This is a genomic window from Paraburkholderia sp. MM5477-R1 (genome assembly GCF_050436385.1).
Taxonomy (GTDB): Bacteria; Pseudomonadota; Gammaproteobacteria; order Burkholderiales; family Burkholderiaceae; genus Paraburkholderia; species Paraburkholderia tuberum.
Map to the genome: position 1 here is coordinate 672028 of NZ_JBNDMC010000006.1, position 18770 is coordinate 690797.

Below are 18770 nucleotides of genomic sequence, written 5' to 3' on the forward strand. Positions count from 1 at the left end.
TTACGACGCGCGGCATCGTTTCGTATCGTGAAAATTAGGGGCTGCGCGCGACGCGCAAAACGACGCTGTGCGACCCTATGACGCGCCGAGCCGTTCGATCAGCATCGCGACGAAGGTCTCGGTCACCGGCGGCAAGGTTCGGCCGCGCTTTTTGATCAGCGCAATGCGCCGCGTGAACGCGGCGTCGTCGATCGGTCGCGCGACCAGCTCGGGCTCCGCGCGCACCTCGCGCGCCGACGCCGGCAGGATCGTGATGCCGAGCCCGGCGCGCGCCATCGCGACCGCGCTCATCATGTAGGTCGGTTCGCAGGCGATGCGCGGCTCACATTGCGCGTCGGCGAATGCGCTGTCGACGACCGCTCGCACGCTCGTGCCCTGCGCGGTCAGCACGAGCGGCTCGCAGGCGAGATCGGCGAGCGTGACGGGCCGGCGCCGCCGCGCGAGCGCGTGCTGCTTCGGCAGCACGGCGACGAGCCGGTCGATGCCCGCATGCAGTACCTCGAGCCCGCTGTCGTTCAGCTCGCCGCCCGTCAGTCCGATATCGACTTCCTCGTTGCGCACCAACGTGTTGACCATGCTCGCGACGACATCGCGCACCTCGAAGCCGACGCGCGGCACGGCTTTTCTCAGCGCCTGCACGAGTTCGGGCAGCACGCTCGCCGCGAAGGTCGGCAGACACGCGATGCGCACCGTGCCGCTCCCGCCTTCGCCGAGCGCGCGCGCGTCGAGCAGCACGTGCTCCATGTCGTGCAGCGATTTCTGCAGCACGGGCAGCAGCTCGCGGCCGGTCGGCGTCAGGGCGACGTTGCGGCTGTTGCGATCGAACAGGCGCAGCCCGACCGTTTCCTCGAGCCGGCGAATCTGCACCGTCAACGCCGGTTGCGACAGATGCAGCCGCGCGGCCGCACGCGTGAAGCTGCCCGTTTGCGCGACCGCGATAAACGCGCGGATGTCCCGGAGATTCAGATCCATGATGATTTGTGATTGCTGCAATCAATTCATTTCAATTGCATTATTGCTGCCCCGAACTTACGCTCGATCACACTAAAAAACAACCTGGAGACAAGCTCATGCTGCCATTGCTGGGGCTGGCTACCATCGTCGTGCTGCTCGGCGCGATCCTGTCCAAACGCATGTCGCCGCTCGTCGCGCTGATCATCGTGCCGCTCGCGGCCTCGCTGCTCGGCGGCTTCGGCTTGCAGACGAGCAAGTTCGTCGTCGATGGCCTCAAGAGCCTCGCGCCCGTCGTCTGCATGTTCGTCTTCGCGATCCTGTACTTCGGCACGATCACCGACGCCGGTACGCTCGACCCGATCATCGAGCGCATCCTGCGCGCGGTCGGCACACGGCCCACGCGCATCGTGATGGGCACCACGCTGCTCGCGCTGCTGATCCACCTCGACGGCTCCGGCGCCGTCTGCTTCCTCGTCACCATTCCGGCGATGCTGCCGCTCTACGACCGCCTGAAGATGGACCGGCGCGTGCTCGCCGCGGCGGTATCGATGGCGGCCGGCATCAATTTCCTGCCATGGACGGGGCCGATGATTCGCGCGTCCGCGTCGCTGCATCTGCCGATCTCGGCGTTGTTCAATCCGCTTATTCCGGTGCAGGCGATCGGCCTCGTATTTGTGTTCTCGATGGCGTACTGGCTCGGGCGGCGCGAGGAAAAGCGACTCGGTCTCAACGCTGCGAGCGGTTCCGTGCCGATGCCCCAACGCGAACTGACGCCGGAACAACAGGCGCTGCGCCGCCCGCGAAACTTCTGGTTCAACATCGTGCTGACGCTCGTCGTGCTCGGCACGATGGTCGTGATGGGCGAGAAGATTCCGCCGGCGATCATGTTCATGGTGGGCCTGTGCATCGCATTGATGGTCAACTATCCGAATGTGGACATGCAGCGCAAACGGATCGACGCGCATGCGCGCGCCGCGCTGATGATGGCCGGCATCCTGCTCGCGGCCGGCGTGTTCACCGGCGTGATGCAGGGCAGCGGCATGCTGAAGGCGATGGCGCAGGCGGCCGTCGGCTTCGTGCCGCCGGCGATGGCGAGTCATATTCCGATCGTGCTCGGCCTGCTGTCGATGCCGCTCAGCATGCTGTTCGATCCCGATTCGTTTTATTTCGGTGTACTGCCGGTGATCGCGGAAGTGGCCGGCCAGCTCGGGGTGCCCGCGGTGCACGTCGGTCAGGCCGCGTTGCTTGGACAGATGACCACCGGTTTTCCGGTCAGTCCGCTCACGCCCGCGACGTTCCTCGTGGTCGGGCTGTGCGGTATCGATCTGGCCGATCATCAACGATTTACGTTTCCCCTGCTGTTCGGCGCGTCGGTCGTGATGACGATCGCGTGCGTCGTGCTCGGGATCTTTCCACTGTGAGCTTCACTGAAGGAACGGGAGCACCATGACAGCCACTGAACCTCGACGCGTCGTGCGCATCGGCGCGGGCGCGGGCTATTCGGGCGACCGCATCGAACCCGCGCTCGAACTCGCGGAACACGGCCAGCTCGACTATCTCGTGTTCGAATGCCTCGCCGAACGCACGATCGCAATCGCGCAGCAGGCGCGCAGCAAGGACCCGGAGCTCGGCTACGACCCGCTGCTCGAAGCGCGCATGCGCGCGGTGCTGCCCGTCGCGGCGCGCAACGGCGTGCGTATCGTGTCGAACATGGGCGCGGCCAATCCGCTCGCGGCAGCGCGCCGGACCGCGCAGATCGCGCGCGAGTTGGGTCTCGGCGGCCTGAGGATTGCCGCAGTCACCGGCGACGACGTGCTCGACGTCGTGCGCGCGGGCGACTTCCATTTCGTCGAATCGGGCGAGGCGGTGGCCGCGTACGCGGACCGGCTGATATCGGCCAATGCGTACCTCGGCGCGAGCGGCATCGTCGAGGCGCTCTCGGCCGGCGCGCAGATCGTGCTGACCGGGCGCGTCGCCGATCCGTCGCTGTTCGTCGCGCCGCTGATCCACGAATTCGGCTGGCGTATGGACGACTGGCCGATGCTCGGCCAGGCGACGGTAATCGGCCATCTGCTCGAATGCGCGGGGCAGATCACCGGCGGCTATTTCGCGGACCCCGGTTTCAAGGACGTGCCGAATCTCGCACGGCTCGGCTTTCCGATCGCCGAAGTTGCGCGGGACGGTTCAGTGGTGATCACGAAGCTCGCGCAAAGTGGCGGGCTCGTGACCGAGGCGACCTGCAAGGAGCAGTTGCTCTACGAGATCCACGATCCGCGTCGTTATCTGCAGCCCGACGTGGTCGCCGATTTCTCGCAGGTGCGCGTCGAGCAGGAAGCCGTGGACCGTGTGCGCGTCACCGGCGGTGGCGGCACGGAGCGCACCGCGACGCTGAAAGTGTCGGTTGCGTATTTCGACGGCTATATCGGCGAGGGGCAGATTTCGTACGGCGGACCCGGCGCGCTCGCGCGGGCGCGGCTCGCGCTCGATATCGTGCGCGAACGTCTCGCGCTGACCGGCGTGCAGACGCGCGAGTTGCGCTTCGATCTGATCGGCGTGAACGCACTGCATGGTGACGCGGTGGCGGCCGGTCATGGCGAGCCGTACGAAGTGCGCGCCCGGGTGGCGGGACGCACGGCGTCGCTCGCGCAGGCGCTGCGCATCGGCAACGAGGTCGAGACGCTGTACACGAACGGACCGGCGGGCGGCGGCGGCGTGACGAAGGCGGCGCGCGAGGTGGTCGCGGTGCAATCGGTGCTGCTGCCGCGCGAGTATGCGGCGCCGGCTTTCTCGCTGATGGAGGCTTGAGATGAAACTACGGGAACTGGCCCACTCGCGCACCGGCGACAAGGGCAATACGCTCAATATCTCGGTGATCTGCTACGACGCGCTGCATTACGAGCGGTTGCGCGATGTGCTGACGCCCGAGCGCGTCAAGACGCATCTGCGCGATGTGGTGCGCGGCGAGGTGGTGCGCCATGAGTTGCCGGGCCTTGCCGCATTCAACTTCGTGCTCGGCGACGCGCTCGGCGGCGGCGTTACGCGTTCGCTCGCGCTCGACGCGCATGGCAAATCGCTGAGCTCGGCGTTAATGGATCTCGACGTGGGGCAGTGAGGACATTGCCGGCGGCGTGTCGTGTTGCGGGGCGGCCGCTCAGCCCCGCATGTGATCACACGCCAGCCTTCGTCAGGTCATGCGCGCGGCGCAGTCGCTCGCGGCTGTTGCTCAGATGCATGCGCATTGCGGCGCGCGCGTCGTCGGCATCCTGACGCTCGATCGCGCGATAGATCATCAGATGCTCGCCGAGCACGCTGCGCAACACCTCGATATGGTCTAGCTCCGCGATCTCGGCCGAACCGAGCCGGGTGCGCGGGCTGACCGAGCGGCCGAGCTGGCTCAGCACGTCGAAGAAATAGCGGTTGCCGCTCGCGCGCGCGATCTGCAAATGGAACTCGATGTCGTGTGCGAGCGTGTCGGTGCTGCCGCGCTCGAGCTCCGACTCGAATCGATCGAGCGCAGTGCGGATCTGCTTCAGGTTCTGCTCGGTGCGCCGCGATGCCGCGAGCGCGGCCGCGGCCGCTTCGACGTCGATCCGGAACTCGATGATCGCCATCACGTCGAGCATGCTGGTGAGATCGGCGGCGGGAAGCTGCATCGGCTTTTCGGCGGCGGGCGCGAGCACGAACGTGCCAATGCCATGGCGCGTCTCGACGATCCTCTCTGCCTGCAGACGCGAAATCGCCTCGCGGACCACGGAGCGGCTCACGGACAGCTGCTTCATCATCGCGACTTCGGTGGGGATGCGGTCGCCTGGCCTCAGCGTCCCGCGGCGAATCTCATCGGAAAGGGTGGCCACCACCTTTTCAGTTAGGCTGCTCATTTTTGTGGCTGGTTGACTGATCCTGCAAAGTATCGCACAGGACTGTACTCGATTCTGCCGCGTTCGGCGGCATCGGCGCGGGCTATTTTTTGCGTGCGGATGCGCGGTTGGGGGCGGGGATGAGGCGGACATTTGCGCAAACGCATGGGCTGCTGACGACAGTCTGTCAATTGGAGACATCAGACGTCCTAGTTCGAGGCGGATTCCGGGTTAGTCAACAGGGCTATGAACCTTTGAATCTGCCGTCATTTCAAGGCACTCACTCTGGAACCACAGGGTAAACACCCCACTGGATTTGACAAAAGTAACGCGGTAGACTGTCGTCAGACAACATATCGGGCGTAGAGCAGGGTCTTGCACCCACCGGGTGCGCCGCGCTGCGTTCCACCAGGCCTTGTGGCCGACAAGGAGACACAACTTGACATCAGTTCTGACCACCGCGCTCGACCCGCTGGAATCGGCGGTCGCGAAGGTGAAGCGCAACGTGTTGCCGCTTTTCCTGATCATGTTCATCGCGAACTATATCGACCGCGTGAACATCGGCTTCGTCAACGCGCACATGAAGGCCGATCTCGGCATCGGCGCGGCCGCCTACGGGCTCGGCAGCGGGCTGTTCTTCATCGGCTACGCGCTGTTCGAAGTGCCGTCGAACGTGCTGATGCAGAAGTTCGGCGCGCGCGCCTGGCTCACGCGCATCATGGGCACGTGGGGGCTGGTGGCGGGCGCGATGGCGTTCGTCTGGAACGACACGTCGTTTTACGTGCTGCGGTTCCTGCTCGGCGTCGCCGAGGCGGGCTTCTTTCCCGGCGTCGTCTTTTACTTCACGCAGTGGCTGCCGCAAAAGGAACGCGGCAAGGCGATGGCGATTTTTCTGTCGGGCTCGGCGCTCGCGTCGGTGCTGTCCGGTCCCATCACCGGCTCGCTGCTGTCGATTCGCGGCCTCGGTCTGCAAGGCTGGCAGTGGATGTTCCTGATCGAAGGCGCGTTCTCGATCGCGCTGTGCGTCGTCAGCTGGTTGCTGTTGAAGTCGCGCATCCGCGACGCGCATTGGCTCACGGCCGAAGAACAGCGTGTGCTCGAACAATCGATCGCGGCCGAACAGGGCGAGCGCGAAGCGCAAGGCGGCGCGCATCTGCCGACGGTGAAGCTGCTGAAGGACCCGCAAATCGCGCTGTTCTGCTTCCTGTACTTCGCGATCCAGCTGACCATCTACGCGGCCACTTTCTGGCTGCCGACCATCATCCGCAAGATGGGCGGCCTTTCCGACTTCGAGGTCGGCATGTTCAACGCGATTCCGTGGCTGATCTCGATGGTCGCGATGTACGGCTTCGCGGTCGTATCGGCGAAGTGGCGACATCAGCAGGGCTGGCTCGCGGTCGCGCTCGTCATCGCGGCAGTCGGTCTGTTCGCGTCGACGTCGGGCAACCCGGTGTTCTCGTTCGTCGCGATCTGCTTCTCGGCGATCGGCTTCAAGGCCGCGTCGTCGCTGTTCTGGCCGATTCCGCAGGGCTACCTCGATGCGCGCGTCGCCGCCGGCGTGCTCGCGCTGATCAATTCGCTCGGCAACCTCGGCGGCTTCTTCGCGCCGGCCACCTTCGGCTATCTGCAGCAACACACGGGCTCGATCACGGGCGGGTTGTACGGTCTCGGCGTCGCGTCGCTGCTCGCGGCGGCGGCCGGCTTCCTGACGCGCAACAAGCCCGGCAATCGCGAGCCGTTGCCCGATTCGTTGCGCGGCAACACGCATTGACTACACTGACGGCTCGCGTGCGGCCGTCGATTTTTCTGTATTCGAGTTCTCATCCGGTCCGGTCGAACACGCACGCAGCGCGCGGCGGCTTCCGCCGGCCGGCCTACTTCATCACACAGGTGCTTTTCCCATGTCCACCAAACCTACCGAATCGAACGCCACGCCGGTCGTCACCGAACTGCGCGTCGTGCCCGTCGCCGGTCGCGACAGCATGCTGATGAATCTGAGCGGCGCGCATGGTCCGTTCTTCACGCGCAACATCGTGATTCTGCGCGACAGCGCGGGCCATACCGGCGTGGGCGAAGTGCCGGGCGGCGAGAACATCCGCAAGACGATCGACGACGCGCGGCCGTTCGTGGTCGGTCAGTCGATCGGCAATCTGCAGGCGATTCTGAACAAGGTGCGCACGCAGTTCGCCGATCGCGACGCTGGGGGGCGTGGCCTGCAGACCTTCGACCTGCGCACGACAATTCACGCGGTGACCGCGCTCGAAGCCGCGCTGCTCGACCTGCTCGGGCAGCATCTCGGCGTGCCGGTCGCGGCACTGCTCGGCGAAGGCCAGCAGCGCGACGAAGTGGAAATGCTCGGTTACCTGTTCTATATCGGCGATCGCAACAAGACCGATCTGCCGTACGCGAACAACGCCGGCGCGCGTGACGACTGGGAGCGCGTGCGCACCGAGGAAGCGCTGACGCCGGAGACGGTCGTGCGTCTTGCCGAGGCCGCGAAGGCGCGCTATGGCTTCAACGACTTCAAGCTGAAGGGCGGCGTGCTGCCAGGCGACGCCGAGATCGAGGCGGTCACGGCTCTCGCCGAGCGCTTCCCCGAAGCGCGCGTGACGCTCGACCCGAACGGCGCATGGTCGCTCGCGGAAGCGGTGCGCCTGTGCCGTGACAAGCACGATGTTCTCGCCTACGCGGAAGATCCATGCGGCGCGGAGAACGGCTATTCGGGCCGCGAAGTGATGGCCGAGTTCCGCCGCGCAACCGGCCTGCCGACGGCGACCAACATGATCGCGACCGACTGGCGTCAGATGGGTCACGCCATCCAGCTGCAATCGGTCGACATTCCGCTCGCCGATCCGCATTTCTGGACCATGCAGGGCTCGGTGCGCGTCGCGCAGATGTGCAACGACTGGGGCCTCACGTGGGGTTCGCATTCGAACAACCACTTCGACATTTCGCTCGCGATGTTCACGCACGTCGCGGCCGCGGCGCCGGGCAAGATCACCGCGATCGATACGCACTGGATCTGGCAGGATGGTCAGTTCCTGACGCAAGATCCGCTGCAGATCGTCGGCGGTAAGGTCAAGGTGCCGCAGAAGTCGGGGCTTGGCATCGAACTCGATATGGATGCGCTCGAGAAGGCGCACGAGCTGTATCAGCAGCACGGCCTCGGCGCGCGCGACGACGGCATTGCCATGCAATATCTGATTCCGAACTGGAAGTTCGACAACAAGCGGCCGTGTCTCGTGCGTTAAGGACGATTTAACTCAATCAAAAAGCCTGGCGGGCCGCACGAAAGATGCGGTTCACCAGGCTTTTTTGTTTCCTTTTGCATTGCACGGTGCGAGATAGCCGCACCGCGGATGTCGGCGGCCATCATCGGGCCACTTGTCAGCTCTTGCGAAACACCACATGCGAAATCCGCTGCACCAGCAGCGCGGCCGCGAGCGATGCCACCGCCGTCAGCCACACACCGATATGAATCGACTGCACGAGCGCGTCGCGTGCGCTATCGATCAGCGCGAGCGTATCGAGTCCCGACTTCTTCATATCCGCAATCAGCTGTGTGCGCGACGCGTCGTCGATCAGGATGCGCAGATCGACGAAACGCGGCCGCCATTGCGATGAGGCCGGCTCTCCGAGCACGCTCATCGTGCGCGTGACGACATTGCGATAGTGATGCTGCACGACAGTCGCGACGATGCTGGTGCCGAGCATGCCGCCGACCATGCGCGTCGATTGCAATAGCGCGGTCGTGATGCCGAAGCGCTCGCGTCCGGCGATCTCCTGGCCGAACACGTTCAGGTTGTTCAGGATGAAGCCGAGGCCGATGCCGACCGCGCCCATCGGCAGCACGATGCGCCAGTGCGGCGTGTCCGGATTGGCGAACGCGAGCGCGATCGACGCGAACATCAGCAGCGCGAAACCGATCGTCAGAATGCGCGTGGGCTTCTTCATGTGAATCACGATGCGCGTGTTCACCACACTACCGAGCGCGATGCACGCGGCGATCGGCGTCGCGAGCAGGCCGGCCTGCTGCGGCGAAAGACCGAAGCCGCCTTGCAGCAGCAAAGGCGCGAAGAAGATCAGCGAGAACATCACGAACCCGGACAGCATGCCGAGCGTGAATAGCGTGACGAGCTGCGCGTCCTTGAACAGATCGAGCGGAACGATCGGATGCGTGGCGCGCTTTTCGCACCTGAAGAGTGCGATCGCGCCGGCGATCACGCACGCGCCGAGCACGAGATTGCCCACGGTGAGGCCGTGCTTCGGCACCGCTTCGATAAACGCCTGCAAGCCGCCGAGCACGCCCGCGACGAGCCCCGCGCCGAGCCAGTCGATCTTTACTTCGCCGTCATGCGGCCGCCGGAAATTCGGCAGATGCATCCAGATGAAATAGAGCGCCGCCGCGCCCACCGGCAGATTGACGAGAAACGTCGAGCGCCAGCCGAGGTGCTCGCTCATCCAGCCGCCGAGCGACGGGCCGGCCGCCGTGCCGATGCCGTAGGCCGCGGCCAGCACGACCTGCCAGCGCACGCGGGTGCGCGGGTCGGGGAACAGATCGGGAATCGACGCGAACGCGGTGCCGACCATCATGCCGCCGCCAACGCCTTGCAGTCCGCGCGCGATCGCGAGAAACAGCATGCTGTTGGCGAGGCCGCACAACACGGACGCGACCGTGAACGTGATCACCGCGGCGATCACGAAGCGCTTGCGGCCGAAGTAGTCGCCGAGCCGCCCGAACACCGGCACCGTGACGACCGAGGCGAGCAGGTACGCGCTTGCGATCCACGCAAAATATTCGAAGCCGTGCAGCTCGGCGACGATCGACGGCAGCGCGGTGCTGACGACGGTCTGGTCGAGCGCGACCAGCATGTTGACGAGGCCGATGCCGAGCATCGCGTAAAGCGCGTGGCGAAACGGCAGGGCGGGGGCGGCGGCGGCGGAACTGGCGGGGGCGGTGGAATTCACGGATCGGGCAGAAGGCGGTTCGGGGTGGACGCTGCACGGCGGATCGCGGTCAGGCTGCCGGCGATTGTACGCAGGTTGTCTGACGTCTTGAGGATTATACGGGTTTCCCCTGGTCAAAAGAATTCGTCGCGCGAAATACCACACGGCGCGGGAAAAGGTGGTGCCCCGGGCACGGCGCCGCACACGGGCCGCGGCGACTCCTGCATCGCCGTCCTCCAGTCGCGGACGCTGGCGCGCGCTTGCATCGTAGGGATGTGCGCGAGCGTACTGGACGGTGCGCACGGGTTCGCCCGAACGTGGTAAGTTCGCTCGCGGAATATCCGATCGATGTGTTCGAGGAGGAACTCATCCTGCGTCACGCCATGGCTTGCCTGCTGAACACAGTCCGCGAAGCCTTGACGATCAGCGTCGGCGTGAGAGCGGCTTGGGGAGGTGGCGCGCTTCTGCTCTATGCGCACGGCGCAGCCGCCGTCACCGACATCGATACCGGCACCGGCGCCGCCTCAGGAATCGACACCGGCTTCGTCTCGCTGTATGGCGTGATCGATACGAGCGTCGAAATCACCGACCCCGGTTCGGGCTGGGTCGCGCGCATGGACTCCGGCGCGTATCGCGGCTCGCGGGTCGGGCTGCATGGCGCGCAGCCGCTCGGGGGCGGCAACGCGATCGTGTTCACGCTCGAAAACGGCTTCAGCTCGACCGACGGCAGCTTGCAGGTGCCCGGCTCGATCTTCAATCGTCAGGCATGGATCGGCGCGAGCGGCAGCTGGGGCGAACTGCGCGTCGGCCGTCAGTATTCGCCGATATATATCCCGTTCAAGGGCGATCTCGACGCGTTCGGTGCCGGCACGATCGCCTCGGGGCTCAACAATCTGTCGAAGATCACGCCGTATGCGAACAACGCGGTTGCGTATCTATCGCCGCGCATCGCCGGCCTCAGTGCGACGCTGATGATGGCGATGCGCGATCCGTCCGAGGCCGACGGCAACGGCATCGACGGTTATTACGTGAGCGCGTCGTATCGGCTCGACCACCTGCATCTGCTGTACGCGCGCCAGCAGACGCACGGTGCCGGCGCGCTGCGCGCCAACCTCGGCGGCGCGAACTACGCCTTCGGCAAGCTGCGCGTGTGGCTGTCCTTTTTCAACGGCGATGGCGGCACGCCGGTCTATCACGGCGCGGGCGGCTCGCTGTCGGCGCAGTACAGTTTTTCGACCAATGCGCGTGCCTCGCTCGGCTATGCGCACGTGCGCGACTACACGACGCCTGGCGGCAGCGCGGACCAGTTCAGCGCGGCATTCGAATACAGCATGTCGCCGACGCTGCTGCTGTATTTCAGCGCCGCCTATCTCGCGAATCACGACGACTCGCGCTTCACGCTGCGCGGCGTCAACGTGACCGGGCTGCCCGTTGCCTATCCGGGCGCGCCGGTCGCGGGCGTCCAATTCGGTGTGATCGAGCGGTTCTAGCGCGCATCGCAATACGTCTAGCTTTCAGTCGAGTCATTCACCCAATGGATAAAAGCGCTTGAATGCGTGCGCGAAATCACATGTCGCGCGGGCCTGATTTCTGCGTCGCGTTTCACATAACGCGCAGATTCCGCGGGATCACGCTCGCGCGTCGGCACGATTCCGATTGAACAGAAAACGGGGTAGCGGCGCTATGCTAGCGGTTTCGTCTACTCGAGGAGCGACCGATGACCCAACACGCAGGTTCGATGATCACGTTCAACCGTCCCGACGGCAAGCAGCTACAGGGCTATCTCGCGAAGCCTGAAAAAGCCGCGGGTGCGCCCGCGGTCGTCGTGATCCAGGAATGGTGGGGCTTGAACGACCAGATTCGCGGCGTCGCCGATCGCCTCGCCAAAGCCGGCTACTTCGCGCTGGTGCCCGATCTGTATCGCGGCAAGTCGACGGTCGAAGAGGATGAGGCGCACCACTTGATGAGCGGCCTCGATTTCGGCGATGCCGCAACGCAGGACGTGCGCGGCGCGGTCCAGTATCTGCAGCAGCACGCGGCGAAGGTTGGCTTGACCGGCTACTGCATGGGCGGCGCGCTGACGTTCCTCGCGCTGTGCAACGTGCCTGAAGTGGCGGCCGGCGTCGTCTGGTATGGCTTCCCGCCGCTCGACTATATCGACGCGTCGAAGATCAAGGTTCCGGTGATGGGCCACTGGGGTCTGCAGGACGAGTTCTTCGCCGCCGACACCGTCGACGCGCTCGAAAAGAAACTCACCGACGCGAAAGTCGACGTCGAGTTTCATCGCTATCTGGCGCGTCACGCGTTCGCGAACGAAACGGCGGTCGGGTCGGGCCGCATCGCGAGGACGCAATACGACCCGGTCTGGGCGCAACAGGCGTGGGATCGTACGTTGACGTTCTTTGGCCGCACGCTGTGGAAATGAGTTGGTGAATGGCGGAAGCGGACGGCTCGTCCGCTTCGTGAGAGTGCCCGCGGTCTTGGCGCTTTCTTGATACGGCCGTCCGAACTGTGCCGCACGCTGCCCACGATGGACGCGCCCACGGCTCAGGAAGCGCTCCACACTTGCGCGCTGTTGATGGCGGCGGCGTTCGGCAAGGAAACAGGCTTGACCGGCAGTGCGCGGGCGGTGGCACGCACCGCGATGTCCACGGCAGCGCGCCGCTATATCGACGCAAATCTCGGCCAACCTGATCTGACGGTCGACAGCGTGCTGGCCATGTCGCCGCTGTCGCGGCCCACGCTGTATCGATTGTTCGAGCCGGAGGGTGGGCTTCATGCGTGTATCCGCAATCAATTCATGGAGATGACAACGTGGTGAAGATCGATCCTGACCGACTGATGGCCGACCTCAAACGGCTGCGCGGTTTCGGCGCGACCGGTCCCGGCGTGGTCCGGCTCGCGCTGTCGCCGGTCGATCTGGCGGCGCGCGAATGGCTGGTCGGCCGGATGACGGAGGCGGGGCTCGACGCCCGCATCGACGGTGTGGGCACCGTGTTCGGACGCTCGCGCAATAGCGGGCCCGCGCTCGTGATCGGCTCGCATACCGACACGCAGCCGACCGGCGGCTGGCTCGATGGCGCAATGGGCGTGATGTACGGGCTCGAAATCGCCCGCGCGCTAGCGGAGCATGACGCGACGCGGCACCTCGCCGTCGACGTCGCGTCGTGGATCGACGAGGAGGGCACGTTCTCGGGCCTGCTCGGCAGCCGCAGCTTCGTCGGCGAGGTGGTCGACGATTCGATTCGCGGCGCGACGAATCGGCAGGGCGAACGCCTCGCCGACGTACTCGAGGCCGCTGGACTGGCGGGCCGGCCGCGTGCGCGTTTCGAGGCAGGGCGCCAGGTCGCGTATCTGGAGCCGCATATCGAGCAGGGCGGACGTCTCGAAGCGATCGGCAAAGCGATCGGCGTCGTCACGACGATCGTCGGGCTGCGCGAATCGCGGCTGCGCTTCACGGGTCAGCGCAATCACGCGGGCACGACGCCAATGGCGATCCGCCGCGACGCGGGCGCGGCGCTCGTCGCGTTCATCGCGCGGATGAACGACGCGTTCGGGCAGCTGGCGGACGCGGATACCGTCTGGACCGTGGGCCGCATCGATCTCGATCCGGGCTCGATGAGCGTCGTGCCCGGCGCGGCCGACATGTACCTGCAATTCCGCGATGCGAACCCCGCACGGCTTCAGGCCATGGAACGCGCGCTCGCGGAACTGGTGCGCGATTTCAACGCGCACGACGCGGTGAGCGTCGAATTGCAGACGCTCGACGAGCCGATCGAACCCGTCAGCATGGACGCCACGCTCGCGGAGCACATCGCGCGAGCCGCCGAAGCACTCGCGCCGGGCCAGTGGCTGCGCATGCCGAGCGGCGCCGCGCACGACGCGCAGGTGATCGCGCGTTGCATGCCGGCGTGCATGATGTTCGTGCCGAGCATCGGCGGCGTGAGTCACGACTTTATCGAGGACACGGCCGAGGCGCATATCGTGCTCGGCTGCCAGGTCGCGGCGACGGCCGCGGCTTCGATGCTGCTGCAGCTAGCGGCTGGGCATTCCTGAGGGCCGCGCTACTTCCACTTGTCGCCGAGCGCGTCGAGCCCGGCTTTCATCAGATCCTCGGGCAGCATCGCGATGCGCAGCTCGCAGTCGGCGTCGAGCGTCAGGAACCACGGTTCGGCAAGCGCGGGGATCGCCGATGCATCGGCGACCTCGACGACCGCCACCGCGCCGCGTTTGCCCTGCTGCTCGGTGAAGTAGATGGCTTCTGGTTTCATGTCCTCGAGGATCTTTCTCATCAGGTCGCCGATTCGGCCTTCGCGCACGAGTGTGCTGAACGGTTCGTTCGGTATTTGTATGTTGAGAAGCATGCGCATGTCATCCTCCTGATCGATGCCCCAAAGGGCATCTTAAGGATAGGTGTTGCATGCGCGGGCGATGGTGCTGATCGCGGACGAAGCATCGGCGATTACGGCCGGTGGGTGGCGCATCGTGCCGGGTGTGCGCTGCTTTAGCTGCCGAACAGCGAACCCTGCGTTCCCCGGCTCGGCTGACGATGCGCCGGTTTCGCGGGCGCATCGTCCTTGACCGCTTGCGCCGCTCCCCGCTCAGGCGCCTGCCTTTGCGCGTGGTCCGCCGCTGCTTCGAGCGAGGTCTGCCCCGCCTCCAGCGAAAGCAGCAGCATCTTGTTGGCGAGGCCGCCGGCGAATCCCGTCAGCTCGCCCGACGCGCCGATCACGCGATGACACGGCGCGACGATCGAGATCGGATTCCGGCCGTTTGCCGCGCCCACCGCGCGCACCGCATTGAGGTTGCCGATCTGCTGCGCGATCTCCGAGTAGCTGCGCGTCTGGCCGAACGGAATGGTCAGCAGCGCGCGCCAGACCTGCTTCTGGAACTCGGTGCCGTGGAACTCGAGCGGCAGATCGAAGGCCTGGCGCGTGCCCGCGAAGTACTCGTGCAATTGCCGCGCGGTCTCGACGAGCACCGCTAGCTCGTTCGCTTCGCTCATCTCGCCGAGTCGCACGCGGTCAGGCTTGTCGTGCTCCCACAGAATCGCGGCGAGGCATTCGCCTTTCGCCACCAGCTTCAACTGACCGACCGGCGAATCGATCAACTTGTATGCATACGTCACTTTCTCAGGCTCCTGACAGGGTGGCGGCGCAAGGACTTGCGAGGCGGCGTTTCGACGACCGGACGCGCAAAACTGCATGAAGGCTGCGCCGTTATCCGATAGTGTGTCGCTTGCGTGGCCCGAACGCGCTCCAGATATTGCTGTCTCATTCGCATTCGACATGGCCGCGACGGCCGTGACCCCCGCGACGCTCGCATCACTGTACCGCAGAGAACCCCAGATGACCTTCGACTCAGTAAAATCGACAGCTTCGGTACGACGCGCTGCGGGCGCTACCCGATCTTCTTTCCCACGACTGTGACCACGACTCTAGAACAACTGCGGGCCGGGCGACTGGCGGGTGCGCGCGAACTCAAACTCGCGTGCGGCCTGAGCGAATTTCCGCGCGAGATTTTCGATCTCGCCGATACGCTCGAAGTGCTCGACCTGTCGAACAACGCATTGACGACGCTGCCGGACGATCTGCCGCGTCTGCGCAAACTGCGCATCCTGTTCGCGTCCAACAACCCGTTCACCGAATTGCCCGGCGTGCTCGGCGAATGCGCTCAACTGAGCATGATCGGCTTCAAGTCGAATCGCATCCGCGAGGTGCCGGCGCGCGCGCTGCCGCCGCTGCTGCGTTGGCTGATTCTGACCGACAACGATCTCGAACGCTTGCCCGCGGAGCTCGGCCGCTGCACGCAACTGCAGAAGCTGATGCTTGCCGGCAACCGGCTGCGCGCGCTGCCCGAGGAGTTGGCCGCATGCACGCGGCTCGAATTGCTGCGGCTCGCGGCGAATCGTTTCGATGCATTGCCGCGTTGGTTGCTGCGTCTGCCGCGGCTTGCGTGGCTCGCGTATGCGGGCAATCCGTTCAACGCGGCGCTCGAACAGGCGGCGCTCATCGACACACCGATCAGCGGCATTCGTTGGGATGCGTTGCAGCTCGAACGGCCGTTGGGCGAGGGCGCATCGGGCGTCATCTATCGCGCGGCGCTGCACGCGGACACCGAGCCCGCGCCGCGTGCGGTCGCCGTCAAGCTGTTCAAGGGCGCGGTGACGAGCGACGGTTTGCCCGACTGCGAGATGGCTGCTTGCATTCGCGGCGGCGAACATGCGAACCTGATCCCCGTGCTCGGCAAGGTGATCGGGCATCCGTCGGATACGCATGGCCTCGTGATGGGATTGATCGATACGCGCTTCGCCAATCTCGCCGGTCCGCCGAGCCTCGCATCGTGTACGCGCGACATCTATCGCGACGACGCGCGCTTCGACCTTGCGACGGTGCTCGGTATCGCGAGCGGCATCGCGAAGGTCGCGAGTCATCTGCATCGGGGCGGCGTGATGCACGGCGATCTGTACGCGCACAATATCCTGCACGGCGGCGCGGGGCGCGCGCTGCTCGGCGATTTCGGGGCGGCGTCGTTTTTTGACGCTGGCGATCGCGAGCTCGCTATCGCGTTGCAGCGGCTCGAAGTGAGGGCGTACGGCTGTCTGCTCGAAGAACTGCTCGAGCGTTGCGACGTATCCGGTGGACTCGACGCGCAACTCGCCGCCTTGAAGACGCGTTGTCTGAGCGAAGATATCGACAGCCGGCCGCTCTTCGACGAAATTGCCGCCAGCGTCGCGTCGTTCGATCGGCACCTCCGCAACCGGCCCGTCCGCAACCGGCACCTCCGCGAAGGAGTCAAGCCATGACGCAGAACATGCGCCGCCGCGTGCTGCTCGCGGGCGCGCTGGCCGCAACCGGTCTCACTGGCATCGCGCTGTTCGCGGACGATGCCGGCGCCGAAGTGCTGCCCCGCACGAAGCCGAAGATCGCGCTCGTACTCAAATCGATGTCTGACCCGTTCACGGTCGCGATGGTCGACGCTGCGCGCAATTACCAGGACCACTTCTCGTCGCAATTCAGCCTGACGATTCGGGGCACGGCCAAACAGACCGACACCGCCGCGCAGATCCGCATGGTCGACGAGGCGATCAGGGCGAAGGTGAACGCGATCGTGATCGCGCCGACCGACTCGAAGGCGCTGATCCCGGTGATCGCGCGCGCGATCAAGGCCGGCATCATCACGATCACGATCGACAACCCGCTCGACGATGCGGCGCAAGCGGCCGCCGGCATCTCGGTGCCGTTCGTCGGGCCGAACAATCGCAACGGCGCGAAGCAGGTCGGCCAATATCTGGCCACGCGGCTGAAGCCCGGCGATCAGGTTGGCATCATCGAAGGCATTTCGGTGAGCAGCAATGCGCAGCAGCGCACGGCCGGCAGCCGCGATGCGATGGATGCCGCGAGCGTGCAGGTCGTCGCGGTCGAGTCGGGTGACTGGGAGTACGGCAAGGCCCGCGACGTGGCCGCGAAAATGCTGGCCGAGCATCCGCAGCTGCGCGCGCTGTTATGCGGCAACGACAACATGGCGATGGGCGCGGTCGACGCGATTCGCGACGCGGGTCGCGGCGGCGGCGTCTATGTCACCGGCTACGACGCGATCGATGCGATCAAGCCGCTACTCGCCGACGGCCGCGTGCTCGCGACGATGAACCAGTTCGCCGGCCGCCAGACCGTGTTCGGCATCGACTTCGCGTTGAAGGCGGTGACCGAGCGGCGCAAGCAGCGCGAGTTGTCGAAGGTGATCGAGACGCCGCTGCAACTGGTGACGGGCTCGAAGCGTTGAGGCGGCGCGCGACGCGGCAGCGATTTTTTCCGTGGCATGATGATGTCCGGTGTATTGGTATTCAACCACAACGAACCGCTGGGCCTGCCATGTCCTTCCATACCTGGTTGCTTTTCGCCGGAGCCTATCTGCTCACCACCATTTCGCCGGGACCGAACGTTCTGCTCGTGATCCGCAATTCGGTCCGCTATGGAAACCGCGGCGCGGCGGCGAGCGTCGCCGGTAATCTGCTCGCGCAAGGAGTCGTCGTCGCTCTCGTGGCGCTAGGTGTCGGCGCGGTATTGACGACGCTGCCGCCGCTCTTCGTCGCGATGAAAGTGCTCGGCGCGGGTTATTTGGTGTATCTCGGCATCAGGCAACTGCGCGGCGGCAACAAAGAGGCATCGCGGGCCGCGCAGCCGGCGGGCGTCGCATCGTCCGCTTATACGTTCGAGCGCAAGAAGGTATTCCGCGAAGCCTTGCTCGTGTCGGGAAGCAATCCGAAGACGATGATCTTTCTATCGGCGTTCATGCCGCAATTCATCGACCATGAGCGCGGCCTGTCGGAGCAGTTCATCGTGATGTATCTGACGATCGCGGTCACCGTCGCGCTCGTGCACACCATTTATTCGCTCGGTGTGCGAGGTATCCATACGCGCGTCGGAGCCAGCCGTTGGGTCGCGGCCATCAAACGCGGCAGCGGGCTCGTCTTCGTCGCGCTCGGCATCAAGCTGCTGACCGCGCAACGCGGCTAGTCCGTCATGATGCCGGCAAGAAAATGAGCCGAATGCAAAGCATCGTCGATGTGAACGTGCTGTTCCTGAATGGGCAGGGCGAGTGCCTTTTCATCCAGCGCGCGAATACCGGTTTCAGGGACGGCCAGTACGCGTTGATTGCCGGCCATCTCGAACCGGGCGAATCGATCGAGGCATGCGCGATTCGAGAATCGAAAGAAGAAGCCGGTGTGACGATCGCGCCCGGCGCGCTCGAATTCAAACTCGTGATGCGGCGCGATTCGGACACGAACCGCATCAGCTTCTTTCTCGTGTGCCGTTCATGGCAGGGCGAACTGGCGAACATGGAGCCGCACAAGTGCTCGGGCTTCGTGTGGGCGAAGCCGGACCATCCACCGGCACCGGTCGTCGACTACGTGGCGGCCGCTCTCGCGCATATCCGCGACGGTGTGATGCTGGCCGATTTCAAGCCGTGGTGGGCCACCTGAACTCGCGCGTCGATTCCGGCCTCGAAGAT

General features: G+C 65.3%; 18 protein-coding genes. 13 read left to right on the forward strand and 5 right to left on the reverse strand.

The genetic code is table 11. From position 1 onward, the window contains the following. Positions 1-75 precede the first annotated feature (75 nt). Positions 76-972 carry a LysR family transcriptional regulator gene (locus OKW35_RS21490; protein WP_429553086.1) on the reverse strand — a complete coding sequence of 299 codons (897 nt, stop codon included), beginning with the start codon at positions 970-972 and terminating at the stop codon, positions 76-78. Positions 973-1070: 98 nt separating this feature from the next. Between OKW35_RS21490 and OKW35_RS21495 the strand changes: the two genes are divergently transcribed. From OKW35_RS21495 to OKW35_RS21505, 3 genes are read left to right on the forward strand one after another with little or no spacing between them, the layout of a single operon-like run. Continuing rightward, entirely contained in the window at positions 1071-2375 is a 1305-nt protein-coding gene (locus tag OKW35_RS21495) for a CitMHS family transporter (protein ID WP_187610564.1), read from the forward strand. A 25-nt stretch (positions 2376-2400) separates the two neighbouring features. Then, positions 2401-3759: an acyclic terpene utilization AtuA family protein gene (locus tag OKW35_RS21500; RefSeq protein WP_429352994.1), complete on the forward strand. Its 1359-nt coding sequence runs from the start codon at positions 2401-2403 to the stop codon at positions 3757-3759. Position 3760: 1 nt separating this feature from the next. Further along, the gene (locus OKW35_RS21505; RefSeq protein WP_184061648.1) at positions 3761-4066 is read left to right on the forward strand and encodes an AtuA-related protein; all 306 of its coding nucleotides are present in this window, start codon (positions 3761-3763) and stop codon (positions 4064-4066) included. A 55-nt stretch (positions 4067-4121) separates the two neighbouring features. On the opposite strand, the gene OKW35_RS21510 is transcribed toward OKW35_RS21505, so the two are convergent. Continuing rightward, positions 4122-4832, reverse strand: coding sequence for a FadR/GntR family transcriptional regulator (locus OKW35_RS21510; RefSeq protein ID WP_429553087.1), 711 nt, complete (start codon positions 4830-4832; stop codon positions 4122-4124). A 418-nt stretch (positions 4833-5250) separates the two neighbouring features. Here OKW35_RS21510 and OKW35_RS21515 point away from each other — a divergent pair, with 418 nt between their 5' ends. Both OKW35_RS21515 and gudD read left to right on the forward strand, forming a co-directional pair. After that, positions 5251-6582 carry an MFS transporter gene (locus OKW35_RS21515; protein ID WP_184061649.1) on the forward strand — a complete coding sequence of 444 codons (1332 nt, stop codon included), beginning with the start codon at positions 5251-5253 and terminating at the stop codon, positions 6580-6582. A gap of 130 nt (positions 6583-6712) precedes the next feature. After that, the gene (gene gudD, locus OKW35_RS21520; RefSeq protein ID WP_429553088.1) at positions 6713-8062 is read left to right on the forward strand and encodes a glucarate dehydratase; all 1350 of its coding nucleotides are present in this window, start codon (positions 6713-6715) and stop codon (positions 8060-8062) included. A 136-nt stretch (positions 8063-8198) separates the two neighbouring features. On the opposite strand, the gene OKW35_RS21525 is transcribed toward gudD, so the two are convergent. After that, positions 8199-9707, reverse strand: coding sequence for an MFS transporter (locus tag OKW35_RS21525; RefSeq protein WP_184061681.1), 1509 nt, complete (start codon positions 9705-9707; stop codon positions 8199-8201). A gap of 368 nt (positions 9708-10075) precedes the next feature. Between OKW35_RS21525 and OKW35_RS21530 the strand changes: the two genes are divergently transcribed. The 4 genes from OKW35_RS21530 (at position 10076) to OKW35_RS21545 (ending at position 13814) form a co-directional block, all read left to right on the forward strand. Then, positions 10076-11248 carry a porin gene (locus OKW35_RS21530; protein WP_429404269.1) on the forward strand — a complete coding sequence of 391 codons (1173 nt, stop codon included), beginning with the start codon at positions 10076-10078 and terminating at the stop codon, positions 11246-11248. Between the two features lie 227 nt (positions 11249-11475). Next, complete coding sequence (locus OKW35_RS21535; protein WP_429352997.1) at positions 11476-12183, forward strand: dienelactone hydrolase family protein; 708 nt, start codon at positions 11476-11478, stop codon at positions 12181-12183. Positions 12184-12249: 66 nt separating this feature from the next. After that, positions 12250-12579 (forward strand): hypothetical protein, encoded by a 330-nt coding sequence (locus OKW35_RS21540; protein WP_429553089.1) that lies wholly within the window; start codon positions 12250-12252, stop codon positions 12577-12579. Continuing rightward, the gene (locus tag OKW35_RS21545; protein WP_429404273.1) at positions 12573-13814 is read left to right on the forward strand and encodes a Zn-dependent hydrolase; all 1242 of its coding nucleotides are present in this window, start codon (positions 12573-12575) and stop codon (positions 13812-13814) included. Before OKW35_RS21540 ends, OKW35_RS21545 begins: the two co-directional genes overlap by 7 nt. A gap of 8 nt (positions 13815-13822) precedes the next feature. On the opposite strand, the gene OKW35_RS21550 is transcribed toward OKW35_RS21545, so the two are convergent. Beyond that, a complete protein-coding gene (locus OKW35_RS21550; protein WP_090807469.1) occupies positions 13823-14128 on the reverse strand; it encodes a panthothenate synthetase in 306 nt (101 codons plus the stop codon). 134 nt (positions 14129-14262) lie between these two features. Beyond that, positions 14263-14886 (reverse strand): methylated-DNA--[protein]-cysteine S-methyltransferase, encoded by a 624-nt coding sequence (locus OKW35_RS21555; protein WP_429553090.1) that lies wholly within the window; start codon positions 14884-14886, stop codon positions 14263-14265. Positions 14887-15183: 297 nt separating this feature from the next. Between OKW35_RS21555 and OKW35_RS21560 the strand changes: the two genes are divergently transcribed. The 4 genes from OKW35_RS21560 (at position 15184) to OKW35_RS21575 (ending at position 18741) form a co-directional block, all read left to right on the forward strand. Then, on the forward strand, positions 15184-16563 hold the full coding sequence (locus OKW35_RS21560) for a leucine-rich repeat-containing protein kinase family protein (RefSeq protein WP_429553091.1): 1380 nt from the start codon (positions 15184-15186) through the stop codon (positions 16561-16563). After that, positions 16560-17540 carry a substrate-binding domain-containing protein gene (locus tag OKW35_RS21565; RefSeq protein ID WP_429553092.1) on the forward strand — a complete coding sequence of 327 codons (981 nt, stop codon included), beginning with the start codon at positions 16560-16562 and terminating at the stop codon, positions 17538-17540. Before OKW35_RS21560 ends, OKW35_RS21565 begins: the two co-directional genes overlap by 4 nt. A gap of 89 nt (positions 17541-17629) precedes the next feature. Continuing rightward, the gene (locus tag OKW35_RS21570; protein ID WP_090807461.1) at positions 17630-18274 is read left to right on the forward strand and encodes a LysE family translocator; all 645 of its coding nucleotides are present in this window, start codon (positions 17630-17632) and stop codon (positions 18272-18274) included. A 23-nt stretch (positions 18275-18297) separates the two neighbouring features. Then, complete coding sequence (locus OKW35_RS21575; RefSeq protein WP_429402556.1) at positions 18298-18741, forward strand: NUDIX hydrolase; 444 nt, start codon at positions 18298-18300, stop codon at positions 18739-18741. Positions 18742-18770: the final 29 nt, after the last annotated feature.